The sequence below is a fragment of the Mucilaginibacter sp. A5337 genome (assembly GCF_059690695.1).
On record NZ_JCAWEC010000016.1, the window covers coordinates 1 to 24309 of the forward strand.

Genomic DNA, 24309 nt, shown 5'->3' on the forward strand with positions numbered 1-24309 from the left:
TTTTTTCTCCTCTTCCCTAACTCACTCTCAACCTTTAAAGAACTATCCCCGCTCCCTCGTTTGCGGGCTGCAAAGGTGTGAATTCTATTTTGATTTAGCAAGTGAAAATTTCACTTTTTTAAATCTTTTTTATTCGCCTTTACTCTTCAAAAAACAACACCTTTTTCTCAAAGGCGGCCACAAATGTACACAGAAAATCAGCTTCCAACCAAGATATATTTTCAAAAAAACATCACCATCGCTGCAACTCGCTGTAAATTAAGGTTAAATAAACATAAACTTACTGTTATAATTAGGTAAGGAAGGGCATTTACCTAATGCGTATATTTGAAATGCATATGAATGAGCTTAATTTCCCTCCGCATTTCATCGCTTCATTGGGCGCAGAAAACGGTTTCGACGAAGAAAATTTTGTAAAAGCACACCAGTTTGAGGATGCGCCAACCTCTATAAGGCTAAACCCTTTTAAGTCATCTACCTCAAAAAGCACACAAAATGTACCCTGGTGCAGCAACGGATATTACCTGGAGAGCCGTCCATCGTTCACGTTTGATCCGCTTTTTCATGCCGGGTGTTATTATGTACAGGAAGCATCGTCTATGTTTATCGATCATATTTTTAAAACGATCAACCAAAATAACGATGACGAAATAAAAGTACTTGACCTTTGCGCAGCACCAGGAGGTAAGAGTACACTCCTTAATTCGGCGCTGCAGCCTACCGATTTGTTAGTAGCAAATGAGATCATTAAAACGCGCGTACCCATATTAACAGATAATTTAAACCGCTGGGGCACGGCCAATACCATAGTCACCAATAACGATCCCAAAGATTTTGGGAGGTTAAAAAGCTTTTTCGATATTATACTGGTTGATGCCCCCTGCTCGGGTTCGGGCATGTTCCGCAAAGATCCGGATGCGATGAACGAATGGTCGGAAGGGAATGTGAACCTTTGTCATCAGCGGCAGGAACGCATACTGGCTGATATTTACCCGGCCTTAAAGGAAGATGGTTATCTTATATATAGCACATGCTCCTACTCGCACCAGGAAAACGAGGATATCCTGGACTGGCTTTGTACGGAATTTGAAATGCAAAGTATCCGCATACCAATTAATAACGACTGGGGGATTGTTGAAACCCAATCGCCGGAGAAGAAAGCCTGGGGTTACCGTTTTTATCCGGGCAAAGTTAAAGGCGAAGGCTTATTTGCTTCCTGCCTTCGCAAAAAAGAAAATAGCGGCGACCTTACATCATTTAAAAACAACACCCAGCAAAAATTACCGGGCAAGGAACTTGACCAGATACGCTCATACATTAATGACCCAGACCTCTTTTACTACTTCAAAGTAAACGACGACTGGATGGCTATTAACCGGGCGCATAAGGAAAGTCTTAATATATTACAGCGACAATTGTATATTAAAAAATCGGGCGTAATTATAGGTAAGCTTGCCGGTAAAGACCTGATCCCAGATCATGAATTGGCGCTAAGCCTTATAGTTAATAAAGATGCTGTTTGGGAAACGCCCCTTAATAAGGATCAAGCCATTCAATACCTGCGCCGGGATAATATAGACCTGACCACAACGAATAAAGGCTGGACATTGATGACCTTTGAAGGGCACGCGCTGGGTTGGGCCAAATTACTACCTAACCGTATCAATAATTATTATCCTAAAGAAATAAGGATTCTGTCGGCGCATCCCCCGAGGGAATGGTAGCCCCAGCGTTAGGGATTGCAGCGGATACCGGCCACGAGCGAAATGCCTGCAGGCGTATGAGTGCAAAGCCCGGGCCGCAGGCAACGCCATAATAGATATAATTATTAAAATATAGTCTTAGAACTAAAAATTACGCAAAGGCGCTAAGTAGCAAAGAGAAGCTATTTCAAACTTTGCGGCTCGGCGCCTTTACGCGAAAATGAAGTACTATAATACAGTACCTTATTACTTATTGAAACTTAAACCCTAAACCAATTTGCCAAACCTGGTTACGATAGTTTGGCAAATCCTGATCGGCATATGGGCGATTTTCGCCAAGGTCGATGTTATAACGGCCGCGAATCTCGACATTTCGGTTAATATCAAAGCTTACACCTACCACGCCGGCTACGTAGCTATGATCGGCATCATTGTCGATATGATCGATACTGGTGCCCACAGCGGTTTCGTACGTATTTTTGGTTGAAGTTAAGAAAGTAAGCTGCGGCCCTACCAGGATGTTAAAGCCACGTACTACCCTAAACTTAGCCAGCAACGGCACATCAATATAATTGGTGCGTTGCGTAAATTTCCCGTCCCTGTCATTTACCTCATATCCCTTTTGCGAAAACAATACCTCGGGAGCAAACGATAGCGGATAAATAATAGGCACATCAAATGTTAAACCTGCGTGCCAGCCGGCAAGTGAACTTGAGCTGTAGTTGCTATTATAAGCGTCAACCGTGTTTGAAACATTTAAACCTACTGCTATGCCAACTTTTGGGGTATAAAAATCATCATAACGGCGCTGAGGCTCGCGCCTTTCAACAACACGGGGCGGGCGGCGGTGACGCGGGCCATAATAATATCCCTGCGCGCTAACTGTGCCAACGGTAAAAAGGCCAATCGCCAAAAAAAGTAATTTTTTCATCGTCTTTCTCTGTTTTAAATAAGTGGCGGGGAAAAGCCGTTGCCCCGATGGCTTACCGGTTATCAACAGCTTTTCCTTGTATGTATGTTAATAACGTGATAGATTAATAAAAAACACAAAGGTTTATTATGAGTTTGATTTTTGTTATAGTTATAACATCATTTTCATCAAAAATTCAGAATAACGCTACATTTGGCATATGCAAGCTTCTAAAACCCGCATTTTCTATCCGTTAATTATCATCTTCACATTTTTTACTGCCAATGCTTTTGCTCAAAAGGAAAGCTATATCCAGTTATTAGGCAAACAAAACCGCTGGGTGGATTCGGTGTATAATAAAATGAGCCGCAAACAACGGATTGCGCAATTGCTATTTGTAAGAGCGCACACCAACAAAGGGAAAATGTATGAGGATTCGGTAGGGCAGGTGATTAAAGAGCAGCAATTGGGCGGTGTTGTTTTCTTTCAGGGTGGACCGGTGCGCCAGGCTGCGCTTATTAATAAATATCAAAAACTGGCTAAAGTACCTTTAATTATAACGATGGATGGCGAATGGGGATTAGGCATGCGCCTCGATTCTACCATATCGTATCCATATCAAATGACGCTTGGCGCTATACAGGATAATAACCTGATTTACAAAATGGGGCAACAGGTGGCTTATGATTTTAAGCGCCTGGGCATGCAAATGAACCTGGGCCCCGATATGGATGTTAATAACAACCCCAATAACCCGGTTATCAATTATCGCTCTTTTGGTGATAATATGTACAATGTGGCAAAAAAGGGAATTGCTTATTTTAAGGGGATGCAGGATGCCGGTCTCCTTACTTCAGCCAAACATTTTCCTGGTCATGGCGATACCAATGTTGATTCGCATTTTGATTTGCCTTTGCTGCCATATAGCCGCGGGCGGTTGGATTCATTGGAGATGTATCCATTTCGGGAAGCCATCAATGCCGGCATCAGCGGCGTGATGATAGCCCACATGAATATTCCCTCGTTGGATAATACGCCCAAACTCCCTTCTACCCTTTCGCGCCCTATCATTACCGGCATCCTGAAAGATTCGTTAAAGTTTAAAGGCCTGGTGGTATCCGACGCGATGGAAATGAAAGGTGTGACAAAATACTTCCCTAATGGCGAGGCCGATGTAAAGGCATTTATTGCAGGCAACGATATCATTGAGCTATCTGAAAACTCCGACCGCGCCATTGGCCTGATCCGTAAAGCCCTGAGACACGGCAGTGTTAGCGCCGCAGAGTTTGAAGCACGAATCAAAAAGATTTTACTCGCTAAATTTTGGGCGGGGCTTAACCAATATAAGCCAACGGCCTTAACTAACCTTAGCCAGGATATTAACAGCGATGCTGCTAAAACGTTAGTTCAACAATTAAGTGATGCCTCGGTAACACAATTAAAAAATAATGGCCCAAAGCTTAATCCTTTTTTAAAAACGGCCATAGTGAGTATAGGGGTTAGCTCTCCAACTGTTTTTCAGATGGAAGTGGCAAAAAGTTTCCCGAACAGCCGCATATTTATAGTTAATAAAGATGCACCGGCGATTGAAGTTACCAATATCCTGAACTGGTTAAAACAATACCAGCAGGTAATTGTGGGCATACATGATACCCGCCTGCGCCCGCAAAGCAAACTCGATTACAGCGGCGATGTAAAATTGATGATAGCCGATCTGGCATCGCGCAAAAACACGGCCTTTAGTGTGTTTGCTAATGCCTATACTATTGCCGGGTTGCCAGGACTTGAAAAAGCAGGCAACTTAATGGTTTGCTACCAGATGTCGCCCGAGTTGCAACAGTCGGCAGCCAAAGTATTGAACGGTCGGTTAAAACCTACCGGCAAATTGCCTGTAAGCGTGAATGCGTTTTTTACGACGGGGATGGGGTTGTAGCTCCCCCCGGCCCCCTAAAGGGGGAGCTCTAAGTATAATAATAACGGAAGTAATCAATTTCCATTTTAAGTCCTAATTTTGATACCGGCAGCTTTGGTGTTCAGATAAGTATCTTAAGCACGCCTGACTATCAAACATCAGAATACAAGGAATTTTAATAACCAAATTAAAAGTCTCCCCCTTCAGGGGGAGATTTAGAGGGGGCCTATGCAATCTACATTCAATAAATATAATAACAAGTTTAAAGAAGCTTTAGCAGGATTAAACCCCGAGCAATTGGCGGCAGTTAATAAAATGGATGGCCCGGTGCTCGTAGTAGCAGGGCCCGGTACCGGTAAAACCCAGATCCTGGCGGCCCGGATAGGCAAGATCCTGACTGATACTGACGCTTCGCCCAGTGAGATATTGTGCTTAACCTATACCGACGCCGGCGCTGTGGCCATGCGTAAACGCCTTTTTGAATTTATAGGCCCCGATGCTTACCGTATTAATATATATACCTTCCACGCTTTTTGTAACGAGATTATCCAGGAGAACCTCGAGTATTTCGGCAAACTGAATTTGGAATCACTGTCGGACCTGGAATCGGCTATGCTTTTCCGCGAACTGGTTGACGAATTCCCGAACGATCACCTGCTGAAGCGTTTTACCGGCGATATTTATTATGATGTGCCCCGCCTCAAAAGCCTGTTCAGCACTATGAAACGGGAAAACTGGGATGCCGCTATGATTGAACAGGCGGTAAATGAATACCTGGAAGACTTGCCCAACCGCGAAGAGTTTATTTATAAACGGGCCAATGCCAAAGCAGGCATCAAGGTTGGCGACCCTAAACAAAAAGATATCGATGCCGCGCATGACGTAATGAAAAAGCTGCTGGCAGCCGTTGGCGAGTACCAGAATTATACTGAAAAGATGAAAAACCGCGGCCGCTATGATTATGATGACATGATCATCTGGGTGTTGCGTGCCTTCCGTGATAATGAAGAAATATTACGCCGTTACCAGGAGCGTTACCAATATATTTTGGTAGATGAATTTCAGGACACCAGCGGTTCGCAAAATGAGCTGTTACGTTTTTTGCTTAATTACTGGGATACGCCAAACGTTTTTGTGGTGGGCGATGATGACCAGTCGATATTTAAATTTCAGGGTGCCAACATGAAAAACATCCTTGATTTTGCTAATGATTATGTAGATACGCTGTATACTGTAGTATTAAAACATAACTATCGCTCCAACCAGCAGATCCTCGATATTTCAAAAGCCCTTATCGACAATAACTTTGAGCGATTGACCAGCCAGCTTAATTTAGATAAAGCTTTAAAATCATCACACCCTCGTTTTAATGACTTGCTGGTTGAGCCGGTGATCCGCGAGTATGAAAATCCCGATAAAGAACTGGTTGATGTATCCCTCCGGATCAAACAACTGGTTGCCGAAGGTATACATCCAGGAGAGATAGCCGTGATTTATCGCAATCACAACCAGGTTGAAGAAATGATCAAATTCCTGGATGTGCAAAAGATCCAGGTAAATACCAAACGTAAAATTGATATACTCACTCAGCCCTTCGGCGAAAAGATCATCAATATTTTACAATACCTTGCCATGGAGCTCGACTCACCATACAGTGGTGATGAACTGCTGTTTGAGATCATGCACTATGACTTTTTCAATATCCCTCCTATTGAAATTGCCAAAGCAAGTGTAGCGGTATTTAAGGAAAACTTTGGTACGCTGGCCTACAATCAGCCTAAAACATCCATCCGCCGTTATGTGAGCGAAATGAGGCCACCCAAACAAGCTGACCTTTTTCAGCCCGATCAACAACAGGAAATGCGATACCTCGTAAGCAATGTGGATTACCTGTTGAAAGAAGCCGTGAGCGTTACGCTGCAGCAGCTTTTCCAAAGTGTTATCTCCAAAATGGGCATCCTGAAATACATCATGCAACAGCAGGACAAGGGCAGCTACATGCAAATGCTCACCAGCTTTTTTGATTTTCTGAAGGATGAAAGTCGCAAAAGGCCCGATATCAGTCTAAATGACCTGATCCAGACCATTGAGATGATGAAGAAGCACCAGATTCGCCTGGAGCTCAACCAAAGTATCTTTTCTGAAAACGGCATTAACTTCCTTACCGCACACGGCTCCAAAGGCCTTGAGTTTGAATACGTGTTTTTTATTGGTTGCGATAAACGTACCTGGGACAGCAAAGGCCGTAACAGCGGTTTCAGTTACCCGGATACCCTTACCCGTGCCGCGGCCGACGATATAGCTCAAAAAGAGGAAGCCCGCCGGTTGTTTTACGTGGCCGTAACCCGCGCCAAGCAGCACCTCGTAATCTCATACGCTGCTAAAGATAAAAAAGACAAAGACCAGGAAGCAAGCCAGTTTGTAGGTGAGATACTGGCCAGTACCAACCTGCAGGTACAATATCCAAAAGTGAACGCCGATGATATGATCGACTTCCAGGCAACCCAGTTTAGCGAAACCGACAAACCTAAAGTTGAGTTATTGGATAAAAACTATATTAATCAGCTGCTGCAAAACTATACTTTATCGGTAACCCACCTAAGCAGTTATCTGGATTGCCCGCTGCGCTTTTATTTTCAGTGCCTCATCAGGGTGCCATCGGGCAAAAGTCCGGCGGCTACATTTGGACAGGCAGTGCACTGGGCGCTTAACAAAACTTACAGGCAGTTGAAGGATAATGATAACGAGTTTTTGAGTACAGAAAATTTCATGCGTGAATTCAGATGGTATATGGCCCGCAACCGCGATTCATTTACTAAAGATGAGTTCAAGCTACGCTCAGCTTATGGCGAAAAGATCCTGCCTCCGTATTATGAGCAAAATGTACCGCACTGGAATAAAATAGCGGTAACCGAGCGCTCCATCAAAAACATCGAAGTAGCAGGCGTACCTATTAAAGGTAACCTGGATAAAATTGAATTTGACGGCAAGCAGGCTACTGTTGTTGACTATAAAACCGGCAAACCCAAAAATGCCAAAGATAAGCTACTGCGCCCAACCAATGATGCACCAAACGGGGGCGATTACTGGCGACAAGCTGTATTTTATAAAATACTGATAGATCATGACCGCGCTACCGACTGGCAGGTGATAAGCACCATTTTTGATTTTGTTGAACCGATAAGCGATGGTGAATATTACAGCGAAAAATTTGTGATAACACCTGAGGATGTAGAGATAGTAACCGGGCAGATCAAAGATACCTATGAACAGATCATGGCGCACAATTTCAGCACAGGCTGCGGCAAAAAAGAATGCGACTGGTGCCATTTTGTAAAAAGCAATTTTAAACAGGCCGATGAGATTTTAGGGATTGTTGCGGAGGAGGAAGGGGAATAAAAAGAATATTTTCAAAATCCCCTCTTGAGAGCAGGGCTGTTGCATTCTAATGTTTAGTCGCAAGTTCAAGCGTCTTTCGCTTGAATTATGGCTCCGGTAAGCGTCCACGCTTACCTTTTTGATGTTGTTACGCGAGCGTGGACGCTCAAAAAGGGCCAACACTCGAGCGTGGATGCTCGACCGTGCGATTTTTAAAGCACATTGATTTAGAATGCAACAGCCCTGCTCTTGAGAGGGAGCGCGTAGGAACAAGTGGTAGCTGGGGTGTGTTTCTGCTATAAGTTTATCAAAACAGAAACACACCCCTCCGCCCCTCTCAAGAGGGGAATCGCACAATCCCGCGTTTTTGCTTCCTTGAGTTAACGGCTATTGCGTGAACTCTTGAACGTGCGACGTCATTAAAAAAACACCATCACGGGATTATTACAATGCGTTTCATTCTGTCAATTCATTAATTCCATAAATTCGGGTTCAGACATCATTTTATGAAACACATTCTCCCATTTATCCTCCTCATCCTAACCCTCCCGGCCACCGCCCAAACCATCGTAAAACAGGATGCTGCTATTAAACAAATGGTTGATGAGGTATCGGCCAAAAATATTGAAGCTACCATTCGCAAGCTGGTAAGCTTCAAGAGCCGCCATACGCTGAGTGATACCACCAGCAAAAGCACCGGAAGCGGAGCAGCCCGAAACTGGATCAAAGCTGAAATGGAGAAATATGCCGCGGAATCAAACGGGCGGATGACCGTTCAGTTTGATACTTTCACACAGTCCAAAAGTCAGCGCGTTGATAAACCTATCAAATTAAAAAATGTACTGGCTATATTAAAAGGTACAGATCCGAATGATACCCGGGTATACCTGGTTTCGGGTCATTACGATTCGCGGATTAACGACGTGATGGATGCCAACGGTATTGAGCCCGGAGCCAATGATGATGCTTCGGGCACGGCACTTTCGATGGAATTGGCAAGAGTGATGGCCAAACGGTCGTTCCCGGCTACTATTATTTTCATGACCGTGGTTGGCGAAGAACAAGGGCTTTACGGATCGGCCAATGTTGCCAAACGCGCCAAAGCCGAAAATTGGGATGTAGATGCCATGCTGAATAATGACATCGTAGGCAATACCTACGGCATGGAAACCGATTTGAAGGACAACCGCAGTGTACGGGTTTTCAGTGATGGTGTACCTACGGCTGCTACGGATAAGCAGGTGGCAGCGTTAAAATCATTGGGAGGGGAAAATGATAGTCCATCGAGGCAGCTGGCACGATATACCAAAGAAATTGGTGAACGCTATGTTGACCAACTGGACGTAAAGCTTATTTACCGGCGCGACCGTTACCTGCGTGGCGGTGATCACCTGCCATTTTTAGAACAGGGCTTTACTGCCGTAAGGTTTACCGAAATGAATGAAAACTTTAACCGTCAGCACCAGAATATCCGCACGGAAAATGGCATTGAATACGGCGACCTTCCCGATTTTGTCGATTTTACTTATGTACAAAAGGTGGCCCGCATGAACCTTGCGGTATTGGCCAATCTTGCTTTCGCCCCAGCCGAGCCTCAAAGTGTGGGTATAATAACAAGTGACCTAACCAACAAAACCAAACTGAAATGGGAAAGTCCAGCTACGGGTAAAAAACCGGCTGGCTATTATATACTGATGCGTGAAACTATCAGCCCTTATTGGGAAAAGAAATTTTATGTAACCGATACTTCGGCTACGCTGAATTACTCAAAGGATAATTATTTTTTTGCGGTGCAGTCAGTTGATGCAGATGGGCATGAGAGTTTACCTGTATTTCCGAAGCCTGTGAGATAAATTGATGGAAATTGCATACTAAAAAACCCATGTCATTGCGAGCGCAGCGCGGCAATCGCATGCTATACAGAGCGGCTGTGCTAATCGATTGCTTCATACCTTGCAATAACTATTTGGGAAAAAGCTCCTAACCTCCAGCCTCTAATCACTAACAGCTACTTCACGCTCTTACGCTGCACAATAAAATATCCGGCAATAAATACCACCAGGGCTATCGCCATACTTACAAATACGTCTTTGGTAAAAACATCTATCTGTAACCTGTTAGAGGGATCACCATGATTATTTTTTAACATGCTGCTGATAGCTGCCATGGGATGAGCGTATGGAAATAAGTAACTATACTCCCAGCCTTTTGTAGCTGCTACAACTCCGGCTATGGTACATACAAAGCCTATCCCCATCGGTTTTAAAAAATCGGCCCAAAACAGGCTGAGCAAAAACTGGATAGAAAGGATACCTAACGATGATAAAAAAAGTTTAAAATAGATCTGCGCCAGTTCACTTTCCATATGGTAATTATCAAACCGGAGTTCGGGTTTAACTATACTCAGCAAATTACCAAAACCTATAGTGAACAGTACAAACAGCGTTAAACATAAAAACACGAGGAATACTGCATAAAAATATTTGGCTGCATAAACTGACCAGCGCGGAATTGGCAGGTTAAACAACGTTTTCCAGGTATCAGCCCTGTGTTCAATGCTATTTACTGAGTAGGCAATAAAAATGATATATATCGGCAATATTAGCGACCCCATGACAGCCAAAATAGCACCAGCAAACTGTAGCCAAAGCATCATTGGCGGCAATGATACCAACTTTTCACTTTTGGTATAAAACCCGGCAAACAGCAAAACCCCTATCAGCAAAGGCAGTATAACAGAGGCCCAAAAGCCAAGTGTTTTACGGCTTTTATAAAACTCCGAACGGAATGATAGTATAAATCCTTTCATGGCTTAGGCGCGTTGGGTAATATCTAAAAATAGTTTTTCGAGGTCTTTTTGTTGTTTGCTGATGCTGTAAACCGTTTGTCCGTTTTTGTTCAGCAGCGTATTAATCTCGCCCATTTGCTGTTTGGAAATGTAGGGTACCAGTAAATGTTCGTCGGTTACGTCAGTTACATTGATATGGTTGCGTGTTAACAGGTTGGCAGCGTCGACAGTATTCTCTGCCTCAACACGTACCAGCGGTTTACTGATGGCCTGCAAATCGGCTATACTGCCCTGAAAAAGCATAGCGCCGTTGTTAATAATACCCACATGGGTAGCCATGCGTTCAATTTCACCCAATAGGTGGCTTGATATAAAAACGGTTTTACCGTGTTTAGCAACCAATTTTTTCAGCAACTCGCGGATCTCAATAATGCCATTGGGATCCAGTCCGTTGGTAGGCTCATCTAAAATTAACAATTTAGGATCGGCCAGCAGCGCCAGTGCAATGCCAAGGCGTTGTTTCATCCCCAGTGAATATTGGCCGGCCTTTTTATTGGCAGCATGGCTTAGCTGCACAAGGTTAAGCATATCTTCAACGCGTTGAGCGGGTACCTGCAACAATAAGGCCCTGTTCAATAAATTTTCTCTCCCGGTTAAATGCTGATATAAAGCAGGCTGCTCAATAAGCGAGCCTATTTGTGAAAGTATGCTGATGCGGTTTGTTTTGATGTCCTGCTCAAAGATGTTGATGTTGCCTGCATCAGGTTTTAGCAGGTTAAGCAGAAGCTTGATGGTAGTGGTTTTCCCGGCACCGTTGGGACCGAGAAAACCATATATACTTCCTTCCGGAACTTGCAGCGCCAGCGATTTAACTACCTGCTGCTTACCAAAGGTGAAGGAAAGCCCTTCGGTTTTAATTACCATATATTATTTTTTGCAATTGAGCAAACGGTTTTAACCATTACAAAACCTTTGTGAAACAATGAGGTAGCATGTACTGCTGTGCGGCCAATTATTGCTGTTTCCTTTTTTTGCTCGAACTGGTAGCTTACCCCCAAAATAAGGGCAAACATTACCGGGATCAATAACATTATAAAAGGATTTGAATTTTTGATAAGCGTTTTCATTGTGAGTGGTGATTTTATACAACAAAGGAATATCAAAAAAATAACCTGCTAAAATCATTTAGACCAACACACTTTGTTTATAGATGAACGCTTTTCTGCATCTTTTAACCGGTTCATCGATAATAAAAGCCAGTTCATCGAAAAAAAGGGCGGCTATATATAAATAACAGGCCGATATCATTATCAAAATATTAAATTAGATGCCACACCCATAAATAAAAAAGGGATTTAAAAACAGCGAATGGAGGCTTCATTACCATTACCGAAATCCAGAACAGGCATCAAAACTGCATGGATAATTTTTTGGCACCTGTTTTTCTGGGCGGCCATTATATCCTTTTTTGTTTTTTTGGCAAGGCTTAACGATGCAATGCTCAGTACCAAGGAATTACTGGTGATATTTTTGCTTTATCCTACTATTAACATCAGCCTGTTTTATCTTAACTACCTGGTTTTCATACCAAAATTCCTCAATAAAAAACGATATTGGCAATACGCCACTTTTGTGCTTACAAGCATCATAGTTTATGGTGTAGCCAAATATGGGGTAGGCCTTTTATTTAAGGATATTGTATTAGTACATCAAAAAGGGCACGTTACCAGCTTCGCCACCTATTTTTACAGCAGTATTTTCACCAGCCTGATATTTGTTTTTTTAAGTACCGCCCTGAAGTTCAGTACAGACTGGTTCCTGAACGAACGGATCCAGCGCGATCTGGAAAACCAGCGCCTCATTGCAGAGCTCGCCTTCTTGAAGTCGCAGATCAACCCACATTTTTTGTTTAACTCCCTGAACAGTATCTATTCGCTGGCCTACCAGCGTTCCGAAACTACCCCCGAAGCCATTTTGAAGCTTTCGGAAATTATGCGTTATATGTTATATGAGTGTAACGATAATAAAGTTGATTTAAGCAAAGAGCTCCAGTACCTGCAAAATTATATCGACCTGCAAAAGATCCGCTTCGGCAGCAAAGCCTTTATTGACTTTAAGGTGGATGGCAATATTACCGATCAGAAAATAGAACCCTTGCTGCTGATTGCTTTTATTGAAAACGCCTTTAAGCATGGCGTTGCCAATGATATCACTTCGCCCATAAAGTTGCTTATTAATGTGGCCGACGGCAAGCTGCATTTCTATATCCAAAACAAAAAACATAACCATAACCGCGATGCGGTTGGGGGCATTGGGTTGATCAACGTACAACGACGGCTCGACTTGCTTTATCCCAACAGGTATTCATTAAAAATCAGGGACGAAGAATATACTTACACTTGCGAATTATCAATAGTTTTATAGTTATAACCCATTATAACCATGGCCTATCTGAAAAATTTACTCACAGTTTTGTTTTTAGCCGCATCGGCGTTTTCAGTCCGTGCACAAACAGATCCAAAAGCAACCGAGGTTTGGGACCCCGAACCAGAAGTTGTTTTGCCGGGTGCAGGCGACAAACCTCCGTCTGATGCTATTATTTTGTTTGATGGCAAAAACCTTGATAAGTGGACAGATCAGAAGGGCAACAAACCGGGCTGGATAGTAAAGGACGGTATAGTAACTGTTAAGCCGGGCAGCGGCTCCATCATCACCAAACAAAACTTTGCCGATTGTCAGTTGCATATCGAATGGCGCACCCCGACCGTTGTTAAAGGCGAAGGGCAGGAGCGCGGAAATAGCGGTGTAATTATGCAAAGCCGGTACGAACTGCAGATCCTTGATAGCTATAAAAACCGCACTTACTCTAACGGGCAGGCCGGTTCCATTTACAAACAATATGTACCGCAGGTGAATGCTTCGCTTAAACCGGGCGAGTGGCAAAAATATGATATCATTTATACCGCACCGCGTTTTAATATTGATAGCTCGGTTAAAACGCCTGCGTTTATTACGGTGATGCATAATGGTGTGCTGGTGCAAAACCACGTGGCTATAAAAGGTACAGTAGCGCATGTTGGTCAGCCTAAATATCAAAAACATGCTTTCGCGTTGCCGCTTTTGTTGCAGGAACATGAATTCCCGGTATCGTTCCGTAATATCTGGATCAGGGAGCTTGGTGTTCAAAAACTATTGAATGGTAAGGATAAAAAAGGCTGGTATACTTATTTGGATACCTTGGGCAAGGACAATGACATCCATAATAACTTCGCCATAGAAAATGGGATGGTACATGTTATGGGCAAATACTTTGGCTACATGGCTACCAAAAAATCGTACGATAATTATTACCTGAAGGTGGTGTTTAAATGGGGAACCAAACAATACCACCCACGCGAAAAAGGAGCCCGCGATGCCGGTATCTTATACCATTTTGGCGAAGGCGATAAAGATGTGGTATGGCCCAGGTCGATAGAGTGCCAAATCCAGGAAGGTGATTGCGGCGATATCTGGTGCGTACAGCATACCAGTGTTGTTACACCTAATAAATCGGCCATTGAGTGGGACCAGCAGCGTGTTTACCGCACGGCAAATTTTGAAAACCCGCACGGCGAGTGGAACACCATCGAAATCATTTGTAACGGCAACCAGATTGAGCACTATATAAACGGGCACCGGGTAAACTGGGGGATAGCATCCTTATCGCACGGTCGGATCCTGCTACAATCGGAAGGGGCAGAAATTTGGTACAAATCGGTTGATTTGACACCGTTATAACAAAACAGCACATTAAAAAATTTAAGATATCCATTATTACATTATTTTTACGCTATGATCAGATGTTTGGTAGTTGACGATGAGCCTTTGGCGCTGCATATTTTGGAAGACTATATTTCCAAGATGCCTTTTTTGCAATTGGTTAAAGCCACAACCAACCCTATCGAGGCGCTTACCATGGTTCAGGCCGCAGAAGTTGACCTGGTATTTTTAGATGTGCAAATGCCCGAGCTTACCGGCATCCAGTTTTTGAAAATAGCCAACGGCAAGGCCAAAGTTATTTTAACCACCGCTTATCCGCAATATGCGCTTGAGGGCTATGAACTTGACGTGGTTGATTACCTGTTAAAGCCTATCGCATTTGATCGCTTTTTTAAATCGGTGCAAAAGGCTCAAAGCATTATCCAACCGGTAGTGGCTAAGCCACAGCAGGTAGTTGTACAGGCCGAACCTGTGCAGCAGGATGATTTTTCAACCGATTTTATCTTTGTAAAAACCGAGCATAAAATTCAGAAGGTTTATTTGCACGATATCCTTTTTATAGAAGGCTTGAAAGACTATATCAGCATCTTCACCTCTGCTGAGCGGATCATCACCCTGCAGGGCATGAAAAAGATGGAGGATGCCTTACCCGAAAAACATTTCGTGCGGGTTCATAAATCGTATATCGTCGCCCTCAATAAAATAGACAGCATTGAACGGAGCCGTATCCAGATAGGTGAGAAGATCATCCCCGTTGGCGACACTTACCGCGACGAGTTTTTCCGGATGATTGAGAATAAGAATATTTAGGGGTTAACGTTGATTCGCAAATAATACCAACACTTATAAAAACACGACATTTAAGCGCAGCGTGGCAACCTTGTAGCCAATGCATGTCCGCTCAATATAACTACGGGATTGCCACGTCACCCCTTAACTTAGGCCTACGCGGCTCCTTATAATGACGTGATCGTATGTTATTGATTATTAAGTATGTTTTTTATCAGTTTTGTGAATGTGGGCGTTGCCTGCGGCCCGTGCTATCCGCTCATACTGCACAGGCATTAGCCACATGACCGGTATCCGCTACTATCACTAACGCGGCCCCCGCACAGTATCGCTGGAATATATTTTTTACGTCATTACGATTTTTTTCAGGCTTCCCCTGATGGGTACTCGCAATGACATGATTTATTTATTCCGCAAATACCCCCCTCCTTACAACTTACCTATTTAAAAAATATATTTCATAAAAGTGAATTTTTTGTATTTTACACGGTCATTGATCCTATAAAACATACTATGAGTTACCAGGTAGACCTGACCAACTGCGACAGAGAACCCATCAATATCCCCGGAAAGATCCAATCGCACGGTTTTTTGATCGCTGTAAACAGCCAATCGTACAACATTTCCTACATCAGCCAAAACATTGAAAGCTACACCGGTGTTAATGCCGCCAGGCTGTTAGGTAAAAATATTGCTGAGCTGGAAGAGCAATTAGCCATAGCAAGCAATACCGCATCCTTACAACAATTGCTAAACCTGGCCAAAGGTTCAAAAAGCTCGGACACCATTAATCCACTGGCTATTGATATAAAAGGCGTTAATTATAATCTCATCATCAGTCATTCAACTAATGACCTGGTGCTGGAATTTGAGCCGACCGAATCAGACCTGGGGTATGACATCCAAAAAACTATTGGTCGCTCCGTAGCTGAGATCTTAAGTGGTAAAAATCTATCCATATTGCTGCAAAACGCTGCCTTTGAAATAAAAAAGATCATCAACTATGATAGGGTAATGATCTATAAATTTAATGAGGACGGGCACGGCGAGGTAACTGCCGAAGTGAAGAACGACGACCTGGAACCTTTTTTAGGTTTACATTATCCGGCATCGGATATCCCCAAACAGGCCCGCGAGCTTTATAAGATCAATCTTACCCGTATCATAGCCGATGTAAATTCAGAAAGTTCGGCTATTATTACTTATGAGGAAGGAACTGTACCGCTCGACCTTACCCATTCGGTATTACGGGCAGTATCACCTATCCACATCCAGTATTTAAAAAACATGGGGGTTGGGTCGAGCTTTAGTATTTCACTTATCGCCCACGGTGAACTTTGGGGACTTATCGCCTGCCATAATTATTCGCCCCGATTTATAGATTATAAATCGCGCGATGCCTCTAAACTGATCGGCCAAATCCTGTCATCAGCTTTGGAATACAGACAAGACGAAGAAGACTCGGCAAAACTCCATGAACTGGGTGAGGCGGTCAATACCATTGCCGATTATATAAAAAAAGACACCGATTTCACTTTTGCATTAACCCGCAATAAGGTTACAATTAAAGATGTTACCACAGCAACAGGTGCAGCACTGATATATGATGACGAAATAAACATCATAGGACAGGCGCCTACAGAAGAGCAAATTACCGACATAATTGAATGGCTTAAAGTAAATATGGTTGATACCGTTTACAGCACGCACCGTTTCCCTGAGATATTCCCGGCGGCAAAGGATTACAGCGGCGTTGCCAGTGGTATATTGGCCTGTTCATTGTCAAGAGAACTTGGCGAAATGATCATCTGGTTTAAACCGGAGCAAATAAAGTCTATTAACTGGGCAGGCAATCCCGAAAAACCGGTTGAAGAAACGGCAAATGGCTTATTACAGCTATCACCAAGGAAATCATTTGAAAGCTGGACACAAATCGTCAAAAACACCTCAGAAAAGTGGAAACAAGATGAGATCACTGCAGTTTTACGGGTACGGGAAGACATCATTTATGCCATTAACCGTAAAGCAAACGAGATCAGGATCCTGAACGAACGTTTGCAACTGGCCTATGATGAGCTGGACACTTTTAGTTATACCATATCGCATGACCTGCGGACCCCACTTTCTTCTATAAAAAATTACTCAGAGTTGCTGCTATCGAGCAACAAAAGCCTGGATGAACAGGCTAAGAAAATGCTCGACAGGATTATAAAGGGTACCGACAAAATGCATATGCTCATTAAAGAGATCCTGCATTACTCGCGTGTGGGCCGTGCCGAAATTGAAGCGGTGCCAATTAACATGAAGCTGTTACTAAATGAAATTAAAAGGGAAGTACTATCGGCCCTGAACCCTGAAAATATTGAATTTACCATTGGCGAAACACCATCAATTGAAGGAGACAGTGTAATGATAACACAGGTGTTCACCAATTTGATTAATAACGCCGTTAAATATTCATCAAAAGCAACCCCATCCAAAGTAAAAATTGAAGGAGTGGTTAAAACCAACGAAATAGTTTATTCCGTATCTGACAACGGCGTTGGTATTGATGTTAACTATTATAACCGTGTGTTTGAATTATTTAAACGCATGGACAACGCACTGGAGTTTGAGGGCACAGGCGTTGGCCTTGCCATTGTAAAACGCATTGTTGAAAAACACAAAGCACGTATTTGGTTTGAAAGCAAATTAGGATTTGGCACAGTTTTTTATATATCTTTTAAAATTAGTTAGTTGTGAGTTCGCCTGATATTTTATATGTTGAAGATGACGAAGATTTTGCATTTATAATGCAGCATGCCGTACAAGAAGTAAAAAATGGACTTACCGTAAAGATCATTGATAATGGGAAAGATGCGCTTGAGCAATTAAAGCAGCTTACCGAAGCCAGGGTTAAACCGAAGCTTATACTGCTCGATCTCAATTTGCCGGGGCTTTCGGGGCTCGATCTGGTAAAACGTATCCGTGAAATTCCATTTTTAAAGTATGTGCCTGTGGTATTTTTTTCAACCTCTGATAATCCCAAAGACGTTAAAGCATCGCTTGAATTTGGCGCTAATGCCTATTTAACTAAGCCCGCCGGTTATTTAAACCTGGTAAGTTGCGTTGAATCACTTTATAACTTTTGGTTCACTAAAAACCTTAATATCAATTAAAGCATTGAAAAAAATATTAGTTATTGAAGATGATGCCGATATAGCCGACATCATGGGCATCGCTCTGGGCGATAAATATGAGGTTGAGGTTAAACGCGACGGCCACGAGGTTGTAGCACAAATCGAAAACTTTTTGCCCGACCTGATCATACTCGATAACTATATTGGCCAGCGGCAGGCCGGGGAGATCATTAAAGAAATTCATCAATATGATGACCACAGGACTATACCTTTTGTATTATTTTCTGGTCATGAAAATATTATACACCTCGCTAAAATGCTCAATGCAACTTCATTCCTCGCGAAACCTTTTGCACTTGATGATCTTTACAAATGCATAGATGGTATCTTAGCGGCGTAAAAAACACGCATATCTATGCTTCATGAAAAAATAAAACAGGCTACAGCCCATTTGCATGATCAGCTTGAGCAAAAAATGTTTGTGGGCCAGATTATAGATGGCTCGCTTACATTTGAGCAGTATCAAACCATATTGACAGTAAACTATGCTACTCACCTCGCAACAGAAGATTTTTTGTTTTCTGCTCTTAGCGATAAACTGCGTCAAAAACTGCATATCGAAAGCAGGATAAAACTACCGGCATTACTACGTGACCTGGAGGAGATCAATTCGGCAGTGGGGGGGGCGCCAAACACTGCCCCCGGTTTTATCGACGTAAACAGTGATGCCTCAGTTTTGGGTGCCATGTATGTGTTGGAAGGCGCAACGCTTGGCGGCAGCGTCATAGCAAAACGCCTCAAAACCAATGAGCAGTTGTTGCCTTACAATCTGAACTATCATTATTACCAGGTGTATGGCGATCAGCTTGGCTTAAAGTGGAAACAATTTTTAGAGGTACTTAATACGATACCTGAAACTGAACACGAAGCAGCGATAAAAAATGCTGTAAGTTTGTTTGAGCATATGGCAAACACTAAGATAGCTACTACTACCGTAGTACTTGCACCGCCGGAGGTATAAAGGTTTAACTCCGTCATTGCAAGTCACCCATCAGGAAAATCCTGAAAAAATCGTGATGACGTCTAATCTATGTTTTAGGGTATTGCGTGGGGGCAGCGTTAGGGATAGAAGCGTAAAGCCCACAGCGCGGGTTGGGTTTGCGGGCAGGGAAGGCGAGGACTTGCAGCGGATAGCCCGGGCCGCAGGCAACGCCCATATCACAAAAAAAATCAAAAATAGACCTAATAATCAATAGCTTACGATCACGTCATTATAATGAAACAAAGAAAAATAAGAAGACGCTGTATCAAAAATCAAATTGACCACCCCTGGTGTTGTGTTACCTTTGAATTGTAACTTAGCCGATAATATTTATACTAAAAAGGGGGGTTAACACTTTTTTGGCATAAAAAACACCCAACTAATTGACTACAAGCGATATAAGTAAAAATAGGCACAAAATTCTGTTAACCCTGTTAACCCCCTTCTGTCAGTAGAGTCAACCCAAAACTACCTATCACTTAAGTATCCGAATAAGTCAAAATAAGAAGGGGCTGTATCACGATTATGCTACAGCCCCTTCTTTATAAAATGGGGATTTCAATCCAACGCATCTGCTGTATCCTTCTCTCCTATCTGTTGCCTCCACATAGCGTAGTACAAACCTTTTTGAGCAATCAGATCGGCATGTTTACCGCCTTCAATAATGCGGCCTTTCTCCAGTACATAAATACTGTCGGCATGCATAATAGTTGATAATCGGTGAGCGATCAGGATAGTGATATGATTTTCTTTTTCGGATACATTACGGATGGTTTCTGTGATCTCCTCTTCGGTGATAGAATCAAGTGATGAGGTAGCTTCGTCAAATACCAGGATATCCGGTTGGCGCAGTAACGCTCGCGCTATGGAAAGACGCTGTTTTTCACCACCCGAAACTTTTACACCACCTTCGCCAATTACAGTACTTAAACCTTTATCAGCGCGGGCAAGCAGGGTTTGGCAGGCGGCACGTTGCAGTACATCCATACATTCCTCATCGGTAGCATTGGGACGCACAAATTGCAGGTTCTCGCGGATAGTACCGGAAAACAGTTGTGTATCCTGGGTTACAAAACCAATCTTCTCACGCAACTGATCAAGATCGATATCATTGCTTACCGTACCATTGTATAAAATATCCCCCTGTAAAGGCTGATACAAACCTACCAGTAATTTCACCAGCGTTGTTTTACCCGAACCCGACGGCCCTACAAACGCTATCGTTTCACCCGAATTAGTTTCGAAGCTGATATGATTAAGCGCGTTACGGTTAGCCGTTAGGTGTTTAAAACTAACATCGTTAAAGGTCAGTTTATCTACTTTTTCAAGCAGCACCGGCTTTTCAGGTTTTTTATCAATAGGGATGCTCAATATCCTGTTGAAGTTACCAAGAGAAACCTCGGCCTCGCGCCATGAAAGGATCACGTTGCCCAACTCCTGCAAAGGGTTAAATAAAAAGAAGGAATAAAACAAAAAGCTAAAGTACTGGCCCGGCGAAATAGTACTCTTAAAGATGAGCATTAACAGTACCACAACCATTACGCTGCGCACGAAATTTACCGTGGTTCCCTGTACAAAGCTCATGCTGCGCACGTACTTCACTTTTTTCAGTTCCAGGTCGAGGATTTTGTAGGTTGTATTATTTAACCTTGCTATTTCCTGCTTTGCCAAACCCAGGCTTTTTACCAGTTCGATATTTCTTAACGACTCGGTAGTTGAACCTGCAAGAGCAGTTGTTTCGGCTACGATTGTTTTCTGGATTTTCTTGATCCTCCGGCTCATGGCCATACTTACAAAGGCAATAACGGGTATTGCAGCAAAATAAACAAGCGTAACCTTATAACTCACATTGATAGAGTAAACAATTACAAATACCATCCCGATTAACGATACAAACAGGATCCCGATAAAAGAGGTAATAAACTTTTCGCAATCCAGCCGTACCTTTTGTAATATGCCCAGGGTTTCGCCGCTGCGCTGATCTTCAAATACCTGGTACGGCAGCTCAAGCGAGTGCTTTAAGCCATCGGCATACATTTCGGCGCCAACCTTTTGGGTAATGATATTGGTAAAATAATCCTGGAAGTTTTTGGCTATCCGCGATACCATGGCAACACCAATAGCTGCCCCTACAAGCAATAATACTTTGTTTAAATATTCGTCATAGTGAAGGGAGGTGCGCTGTTCAATAACGCGGTCAACTATACGACCGGTTATCCATGGGTCCAACAATGAAAAGCCTATATTCATTGCCGCCAGGAACAGTGCAAATACCACAATCCAGCGGTGTTTTTTTAAGTAAGAGATTAATACATTCATGTTTCGGCAACAAACATAAAAAAAGGGAATGGCTAAGTAGCTCATTCCCTTTTAATTTGACATAAGGTTAATATTAAACCGTCATGATATCTTTTTCTTTAGCCTCTGAAAGCTGATCAACTTTAGCGATGTAAGCGTCGGTAAGTTTTTGAACTTCAGCCTCACCTGTTTTTATTTCATCCTCAGAAACACCTTCTGATTTTAGTTTCTTGATCTTTTCGTTGGCATCTTTACGGATGTTCCGAACAGCTACCTTACCGGTTTCAGCTTCTGCTTTAGCTTTCTTAACCAGGTCACGACGACGCTCTTCGGTAAGTGGTGGTACATTGATACGGATAATGATACCGTCGTTTTGTGGGTTAACACCTAAGTTAGCTTCTTTAATAGCTTTTTCGATAGGGTTTAACAATGATTTTTCCCATGGCTGAACAACAATGGTACGGGCATCAGGGGTGTTAACACTGCCTATCTGGCTTAATGGTGTTGGGGTGCCATAGTAATCAACCCTGATATCGTCAAGTAATGAAGGGCTCGCCTTACCTGCACGTATTTTATTTAATTCGCTATCTGCATGGTCAATGGCCTTTTCCATCAAAGCCTTTGCATCGTTCACTTGTTTTTTAATGAGTTCGCTCATCGGTTTTTAAATTTTCAACAAAAGTAACAAAATCTATGATTTTACAGCTTTGGTATTTGGGTACAATTCAAAAGCATTTAACATTTAATAACATTATTTAACATTTAAATATTATTGAATGATAGGTATATTAGTATAAAATATTATCGCCATGAAAAAAACTTTATTTTTTGTTATTCTGATAGCCTGTGCAGGTCAGCTTAAAGCACAAACGCTTAATAAAGTGCCTAACAATAATAATCCTGTCGATAAGCTTTTTAACCTGAAACCATTAAAGGCAGATACTAATCTATCGAAGTTGATTCCGATACTTCCGAAAAACGGGCTCCTAAATAATAACACCTTGTTAAATACCCGAGAGCTTATCGCCGATGAACCTGTTTACAGCCGTATGCCGGTAGTTAAAACTTACCCGAGTGATAATATGCCCGTTGTTAAAACAGATGAGCCGGGAATGAAATATCATATGCTGATTAAAAGAATAGACGTAGTTAATCCGGATAGCGTTAAGGTGAAGAAAGATAAAGTTACTCCGTGATAATGCTTTTGTCCGCATTCAACTTATAAAACCATATTCCAGACAAAAAGAGAAGTGGATATGCTGAATAAGCAATAAAGCCCCTTTTGTTTAAAAATGACCGTGTATGGAACAATAAGAAAAATAAAAGTACAAAAAGTGCTATACCAATCACAGATAATGTTAGCTTCACTAAGTTTCTGTTTAAGATGATCTTACTAAGCAAGCTTGTTATTAAATAAAACAATATAAAGCCAGGCACAGATAGCAACAATCCGAAGAATACCATATAAAGCATATATGACATTAATTGCAGCATTGACCACAGAGGTTCAGAAAAAAAATTGCCCTCACCGCCAAATGGCAACTGCGCTACCAATATAATAACAGGAGCAATTAAGAAAGAGGTAAACCAGATCCTTAAACAATAAGACCTTACAGGTTTCATATATAGTTGATTGACGGTACATTAATTGCAGCGTCACAAGTCGGCCCAGCACTATCCTCCACACAAGACTTGCGCCACTTGAGATGTTGGACTTTCTTCAGCTTCAAAAATCCTTATTCAAAACCTTCTCCAGCTCCGCAAAGCTGATATTCATTTTAACCCGGCCCTGCTTAGCGTATGAAATCTCGCCGGTTTCTTCAGATACGATGATGGCAGTTGCCTCATTAGCCTCTGTTACACCTATACCTGCCCTGTGACGCAAACCAAACTGTGCCGGCAGGTCTGTTTTTTCGGTAAGCGGCAAAATACAACTGGCCGATTTAATTTTATTCTCCGAAATTACCACCGCCCCATCATGCAGCGGACTGGTTTTTTGAAAGATACTTTCCAGCAAGCGTTTTGAAATTTTAGCCTCCACAACCTCACAGCTGTTTTGGTAAAACTGCTCATCATAATACTTGGCAAAAACGATAAGCGCCCCGGTACGGGTTTGCTTTAGGCTTTTGCAGGCATCAATAATGGGCTTGATTCGGGCATAGTTGTTTTTCTCAACTTCGGATTTTCCGAAGAAATACTGCCACCAGGCTTTATTACGCTGTAGTGAAGCATTCTTGCCTACCAATAATAAAAACCGCCTCACCTCCTGCTGAAACACTACGATAATGGCAATGATCCCCACATCAACAAACTTACCCAGGATAATGGTAAGCAGCTTCATATCCAATGCCTTCACTACAAAGTTTAGGGCAAAGATCACCGCAAAACCGATAAAGATATTGGCCGCAATAGTCCCCCTGATGAGGTTGTACAACTGGTAAATAATCAATGCCACCAGCAATACATCAAGGATAGAGAAGAAACCTATTTTGGGAAAGAGAGATTGTAAGGACTGCATTTACGAAGTTAATAAGTTTACCCGAACATAAACGCCGGAAAGCGGGTAAATATGATCAACCTGTTAACAGCAATAACCATTTTACATACCCGT

At 42.6% G+C, this 24309-nt stretch carries 20 protein-coding genes; 13 read left to right on the forward strand and 7 right to left on the reverse strand.

The window, feature by feature from the left end:
- Together AC59JO_RS28915 and AC59JO_RS28920 are read left to right on the forward strand one after the other, a co-directional pair.
- A partial coding sequence (locus tag AC59JO_RS28915; RefSeq protein WP_497309832.1) for a hypothetical protein occupies positions 1-262 on the forward strand: 262 nt, incomplete at its 5' end.
- Positions 263-317: 55 nt separating this feature from the next.
- Positions 318-1724, forward strand: a complete 1407-nt coding sequence (locus tag AC59JO_RS28920) for a methyltransferase RsmF C-terminal domain-like protein (RefSeq protein WP_497309834.1) — start codon at positions 318-320, stop codon at positions 1722-1724.
- Positions 1725-1953: 229 nt separating this feature from the next.
- Here AC59JO_RS28920 and AC59JO_RS28925 read toward each other — a convergent pair whose 3' ends face one another.
- Positions 1954-2634 carry a porin family protein gene (locus AC59JO_RS28925; RefSeq protein ID WP_413665917.1) on the reverse strand — a complete coding sequence of 227 codons (681 nt, stop codon included), beginning with the start codon at positions 2632-2634 and terminating at the stop codon, positions 1954-1956.
- Positions 2635-2833: 199 nt separating this feature from the next.
- On the opposite strand from AC59JO_RS28925, the gene AC59JO_RS28930 reads away from it, so the two are divergent.
- From AC59JO_RS28930 to AC59JO_RS28940, 3 genes are all read left to right on the forward strand, one after another.
- Positions 2834-4546: a glycoside hydrolase family 3 protein gene (locus tag AC59JO_RS28930; RefSeq protein ID WP_497309836.1), complete on the forward strand. Its 1713-nt coding sequence runs from the start codon at positions 2834-2836 to the stop codon at positions 4544-4546.
- 207 nt (positions 4547-4753) lie between these two features.
- Entirely contained in the window at positions 4754-7924 is a 3171-nt protein-coding gene (locus AC59JO_RS28935; RefSeq protein ID WP_497309838.1) for an ATP-dependent DNA helicase, read from the forward strand.
- A 485-nt stretch (positions 7925-8409) separates the two neighbouring features.
- A complete protein-coding gene (locus tag AC59JO_RS28940; RefSeq protein ID WP_497309840.1) occupies positions 8410-9756 on the forward strand; it encodes a M28 family peptidase in 1347 nt (448 codons plus the stop codon).
- A gap of 155 nt (positions 9757-9911) precedes the next feature.
- Here AC59JO_RS28940 and AC59JO_RS28945 read toward each other — a convergent pair whose 3' ends face one another.
- Genes AC59JO_RS28945 through AC59JO_RS28955 form a run of 3 tightly spaced genes read right to left on the reverse strand, consistent with a single transcriptional unit; the run spans position 9912 to position 11818 of the window.
- Positions 9912-10712: an ABC transporter permease gene (locus AC59JO_RS28945; protein ID WP_413665913.1), complete on the reverse strand. Its 801-nt coding sequence runs from the start codon at positions 10710-10712 to the stop codon at positions 9912-9914.
- A 3-nt stretch (positions 10713-10715) separates the two neighbouring features.
- Complete coding sequence (locus AC59JO_RS28950) at positions 10716-11615, reverse strand: ABC transporter ATP-binding protein (protein WP_497309842.1); 900 nt, start codon at positions 11613-11615, stop codon at positions 10716-10718.
- Entirely contained in the window at positions 11609-11818 is a 210-nt protein-coding gene (locus AC59JO_RS28955; RefSeq protein ID WP_110586698.1) for a hypothetical protein, read from the reverse strand. The genes AC59JO_RS28950 and AC59JO_RS28955 overlap by 7 nt, the downstream gene beginning before the upstream one ends.
- Positions 11819-12059: 241 nt before the next feature.
- Here AC59JO_RS28955 and AC59JO_RS28960 point away from each other — a divergent pair, with 241 nt between their 5' ends.
- The 7 genes from AC59JO_RS28960 to AC59JO_RS28990 all read left to right on the forward strand — a co-directional run bounded on the left by AC59JO_RS28960 (position 12060) and on the right by AC59JO_RS28990 (position 19379).
- Positions 12060-13115, forward strand: coding sequence for a sensor histidine kinase (locus tag AC59JO_RS28960; protein WP_497309844.1), 1056 nt, complete (start codon positions 12060-12062; stop codon positions 13113-13115).
- An 18-nt stretch (positions 13116-13133) separates the two neighbouring features.
- Entirely contained in the window at positions 13134-14468 is a 1335-nt protein-coding gene (locus AC59JO_RS28965; RefSeq protein WP_497309846.1) for a 3-keto-disaccharide hydrolase, read from the forward strand.
- Positions 14469-14522: 54 nt separating this feature from the next.
- Positions 14523-15260: a LytR/AlgR family response regulator transcription factor gene (locus AC59JO_RS28970; RefSeq protein ID WP_413671109.1), complete on the forward strand. Its 738-nt coding sequence runs from the start codon at positions 14523-14525 to the stop codon at positions 15258-15260.
- A 492-nt stretch (positions 15261-15752) separates the two neighbouring features.
- Positions 15753-17975: an ATP-binding protein gene (locus tag AC59JO_RS28975; protein ID WP_497309849.1), complete on the forward strand. Its 2223-nt coding sequence runs from the start codon at positions 15753-15755 to the stop codon at positions 17973-17975.
- Positions 17976-17977: 2 nt separating this feature from the next.
- A complete protein-coding gene (locus AC59JO_RS28980) occupies positions 17978-18397 on the forward strand; it encodes a response regulator (protein ID WP_413671107.1) in 420 nt (139 codons plus the stop codon).
- Between the two features lie 4 nt (positions 18398-18401).
- Complete coding sequence (locus AC59JO_RS28985) at positions 18402-18758, forward strand: response regulator (protein ID WP_413671106.1); 357 nt, start codon at positions 18402-18404, stop codon at positions 18756-18758.
- A 15-nt stretch (positions 18759-18773) separates the two neighbouring features.
- Positions 18774-19379 (forward strand): biliverdin-producing heme oxygenase, encoded by a 606-nt coding sequence (locus AC59JO_RS28990; protein ID WP_497309851.1) that lies wholly within the window; start codon positions 18774-18776, stop codon positions 19377-19379.
- Between the two features lie 579 nt (positions 19380-19958).
- On the opposite strand, the gene AC59JO_RS28995 is transcribed toward AC59JO_RS28990, so the two are convergent.
- Positions 19959-21719: an ABC transporter ATP-binding protein gene (locus AC59JO_RS28995; protein WP_413671104.1), complete on the reverse strand. Its 1761-nt coding sequence runs from the start codon at positions 21717-21719 to the stop codon at positions 19959-19961.
- A gap of 73 nt (positions 21720-21792) precedes the next feature.
- Positions 21793-22356 (reverse strand): ribosome recycling factor, encoded by a 564-nt coding sequence (frr, locus tag AC59JO_RS29000; protein ID WP_090530830.1) that lies wholly within the window; start codon positions 22354-22356, stop codon positions 21793-21795.
- A gap of 151 nt (positions 22357-22507) precedes the next feature.
- Here frr and AC59JO_RS29005 point away from each other — a divergent pair, with 151 nt between their 5' ends.
- Positions 22508-22894 carry a hypothetical protein gene (locus AC59JO_RS29005; RefSeq protein ID WP_413671102.1) on the forward strand — a complete coding sequence of 129 codons (387 nt, stop codon included), beginning with the start codon at positions 22508-22510 and terminating at the stop codon, positions 22892-22894.
- Between the two features lie 530 nt (positions 22895-23424).
- Here the strand turns inward: AC59JO_RS29005 and cdaA are convergent.
- Positions 23425-24216 carry a diadenylate cyclase CdaA gene (gene cdaA / locus AC59JO_RS29010; RefSeq protein WP_112575059.1) on the reverse strand — a complete coding sequence of 264 codons (792 nt, stop codon included), beginning with the start codon at positions 24214-24216 and terminating at the stop codon, positions 23425-23427.
- Positions 24217-24309 lie beyond the last annotated feature (93 nt).

Coding starts and splice junctions, on each gene's coding strand:
- AC59JO_RS28920 (WP_497309834.1), top strand. CDS start 318: ATGCGTATATTTGAAATGCATATGAATGAGCTTAATTTCCCTCCGCAT.
- AC59JO_RS28925 (WP_413665917.1), bottom strand. CDS start 2,634: ATGAAAAAATTACTTTTTTTGGCGATTGGCCTTTTTACCGTTGGCACA.
- AC59JO_RS28930 (WP_497309836.1), top strand. CDS start 2,834: ATGCAAGCTTCTAAAACCCGCATTTTCTATCCGTTAATTATCATCTTC.
- AC59JO_RS28935 (WP_497309838.1), top strand. CDS start 4,754: ATGCAATCTACATTCAATAAATATAATAACAAGTTTAAAGAAGCTTTA.
- AC59JO_RS28940 (WP_497309840.1), top strand. CDS start 8,410: ATGAAACACATTCTCCCATTTATCCTCCTCATCCTAACCCTCCCGGCC.
- AC59JO_RS28945 (WP_413665913.1), bottom strand. CDS start 10,712: ATGAAAGGATTTATACTATCATTCCGTTCGGAGTTTTATAAAAGCCGT.
- AC59JO_RS28950 (WP_497309842.1), bottom strand. CDS start 11,615: ATGGTAATTAAAACCGAAGGGCTTTCCTTCACCTTTGGTAAGCAGCAG.
- AC59JO_RS28955 (WP_110586698.1), bottom strand. CDS start 11,818: ATGAAAACGCTTATCAAAAATTCAAATCCTTTTATAATGTTATTGATC.
- AC59JO_RS28960 (WP_497309844.1), top strand. CDS start 12,060: ATGGAGGCTTCATTACCATTACCGAAATCCAGAACAGGCATCAAAACT.
- AC59JO_RS28965 (WP_497309846.1), top strand. CDS start 13,134: ATGGCCTATCTGAAAAATTTACTCACAGTTTTGTTTTTAGCCGCATCG.
- AC59JO_RS28970 (WP_413671109.1), top strand. CDS start 14,523: ATGATCAGATGTTTGGTAGTTGACGATGAGCCTTTGGCGCTGCATATT.
- AC59JO_RS28975 (WP_497309849.1), top strand. CDS start 15,753: ATGAGTTACCAGGTAGACCTGACCAACTGCGACAGAGAACCCATCAAT.
- AC59JO_RS28990 (WP_497309851.1), top strand. CDS start 18,774: ATGCTTCATGAAAAAATAAAACAGGCTACAGCCCATTTGCATGATCAG.
- AC59JO_RS28995 (WP_413671104.1), bottom strand. CDS start 21,719: ATGAATGTATTAATCTCTTACTTAAAAAAACACCGCTGGATTGTGGTA.
- frr (WP_090530830.1), bottom strand. CDS start 22,356: ATGAGCGAACTCATTAAAAAACAAGTGAACGATGCAAAGGCTTTGATG.
- AC59JO_RS29005 (WP_413671102.1), top strand. CDS start 22,508: ATGAAAAAAACTTTATTTTTTGTTATTCTGATAGCCTGTGCAGGTCAG.
- cdaA (WP_112575059.1), bottom strand. CDS start 24,216: ATGCAGTCCTTACAATCTCTCTTTCCCAAAATAGGTTTCTTCTCTATC.